The sequence below is a fragment of the Streptomyces sp. NPDC051907 genome, from assembly GCF_040681075.1.
Classification (GTDB): domain Bacteria; phylum Actinomycetota; class Actinomycetes; order Streptomycetales; family Streptomycetaceae; genus Streptomyces.
Genome location: NZ_JBFAYB010000225.1, coordinates 1 through 2,034, shown reverse-complemented (window position 1 = coordinate 2,034; position 2,034 = coordinate 1). Strand labels below are relative to the sequence as shown.

2 protein-coding genes are annotated in these 2,034 nt (G+C 75.4%); both read left to right on the top strand.

The genetic code is table 11. The annotated features are described in order from the left end of the window. Nucleotides 1–1,067 (top strand): fatty acid--CoA ligase family protein (locus tag AB0M39_RS41905; protein ID WP_365374427.1); only part of this gene is annotated, 1,067 nt, incomplete at its 5' end. Beyond that, complete coding sequence (locus tag AB0M39_RS41900; RefSeq protein ID WP_365374424.1) at nt 1,067–1,981, top strand: beta-ketoacyl synthase N-terminal-like domain-containing protein; 915 nt, start codon at nt 1,067–1,069, stop codon at nt 1,979–1,981. The genes AB0M39_RS41905 and AB0M39_RS41900, both read left to right, overlap by 1 nt. Nucleotides 1,982–2,034 lie beyond the last annotated feature (53 nt).

Sequence of the window (2,034 nt, the reverse complement as noted above, 5' to 3'; positions counted from 1 at the left end):
CCCACCGGCGCCGCGACGCGCCGGCGCCCGGCGCGGGCGCGGTGTTCTGGACCTCCGGAAGCTCCGGGTCCGCCAAGGCGGTCGAACTCTCCCGGTCCGCCCTCGACTACCAGGCCGAGGCCACCGCCGGGCATCTCGGCCTCTGCGGCGACGACGCGCTGCTGCTGCCGCTTCCGCTCAACCACGCCTACGGCTTCAGCGTGTTCGGCATCTGGCGGCGCTTCGGCGGCGAGCTCAACCTGCACACCGTCCTGAGGCCGGAGGCGGTCGCCGCGGACCTCAAGGGCCGCCGTACGACCTCGCTGGACGGCGTCCCCTTCCTCTACACGCTCCTCGCCAAGGCCGCCGAAGCCGATGCCGAACTGCGCGACGCGCTGCGCGCGCTGACCGTGCGCGGCTGCGGCGGCGCGGTCCTGCCGGCCGCGGTCGCCGCCCACTTCCAAGGCGTCGTCGGCGCGCCCGTGCACGACGGGTACGGGCTGACGGAGGCGGGCCCCAACGTGGCGCTGTCCTCCGCCGTGCACTGCCGGGCCGGCACGGTCGGCAGGCCGCTGCCCGGCACGCAGGTGCGGATCGCCCCCGGCACCGGCGAGGTCCAGGTCCGCGGGCCGGGGGTGATGACCGGCTACCTCGGGTGCCCCGACGCCACCTCACAGGCCCTGCCCGGCGACGGCTGGCTGCGCACCGGCGACACCGGAGCGCTCGACGAGGACGGCTACCTCAGCGTGCTCGGCCGGCTCAAGGACATCATCATCGTGCTCGGCGAGAACCACGCGCCGGCCACGATCGAGGACGTGCTCCGCGAAGACGAGGGCGTGGCGGACGCGGTCGTGGTGGGCGTGCCGACGCAGAAGGCCCACGGCGACTCGGTGTTCGCGTTCGTCGAGGCGGCCGACCCCGGCCGCCCGCCGAGCGAACGCGCCCTGCGCTCGCGCTGCTACCAGGGGCTGCCGCCGCTGCTGCGGCCCCGCGTCATCCGCGTCGGCACGCTGCCGCGCCTGCCCGGCGGCAAGGCCGACCGGCAGCGGCTGCGCCGGCTGGCCGCGACTTCGGGAGGACTGCGCTGATGGCCGTGCGCACTGTCGTCACAGGGATGGGCCTGATCACCGCGTACGGATGGGGGGTCGAGGCGTACTGGCAGGGCCTGCTGTCGGGGAGGGTGGCGCTGCGGGCGCACGGGGTGCTGGGGGAGGAGGGGTTCGCACGGACGGTGACGGCGGGGGTGGAGGGGGACGATGACCCTGATTCAGCCCGTCCGGCGTTTGAGGACATGCCCGTGGGGCGTGCCGGCGAGGGGTTGCCTGCGGGGCTGTGTGATTCAGCCCGTCCGGCGATTGAGGACACGCCCGTAGGGCGTAGTGGCGACGGGCCGCCCGCGGGGCTCCGCCCCGGGCCCCGCGCCTCAATCGCCGGCGAGGCTGGATTGTCCGGACCCCGCACCTCGATCGCCCGCGAGGCTGGATCGTCGCGACGGTCCCGTCTCGCTCGCGCCGCCCTTCGTCACGCGTTGCGCGACGCCTCCCTCACCGCGCTGGGGCCCGACGGCCTGCTCGTCGTCGTCGGGCAGACGCCCCACGTGCCCGACGCGCGCGGCGACGCCCCGCCCCGCTGGGGGCGCGCGGAGTTCGCGGGTCCCGATGTCGGGGGGCTGTGCGAGGAGTTCGGCGGGGAAGGCGTGTATCTCTCGCAGGCCTGCGCCTCCGTCTCCTTCGCCCTCGACTACGCCCGCACCTGGCTCCGCTCCGGCTGTGGGACCCTCGCCGTCGTCGTCGGGGCCAGCGTGCTCAACTCCTATGAGTACGCGGGCATGGACATCACCGGCGCGCTCAGCCCCACCGGCGCCCGCCCGTTCGACACCGGTCGGGACGGAACCAGCCTCGGCGAGGGCGCGGGCGCGATCGTGCTGGAGAGGGCCGACGCGGCCGAGCGGCGGCGGGCGCGCCGAGCCGCTCCCGGCTGCGCTCGGCCGACTCGCGGATGACCTTCGCGGACAGCCCCTCGATGTTCTTGCTGAACTCGGAGGTGGGGGCGAGC

What these genes read in the sequence shown, in the direction of transcription:
- AB0M39_RS41900 (WP_365374424.1), top strand. Translation starts at nt 1,067, where the DNA reads ATGGCCGTGCGCACTGTCGTCACAGGGATGGGCCTGATCACCGCGTAC.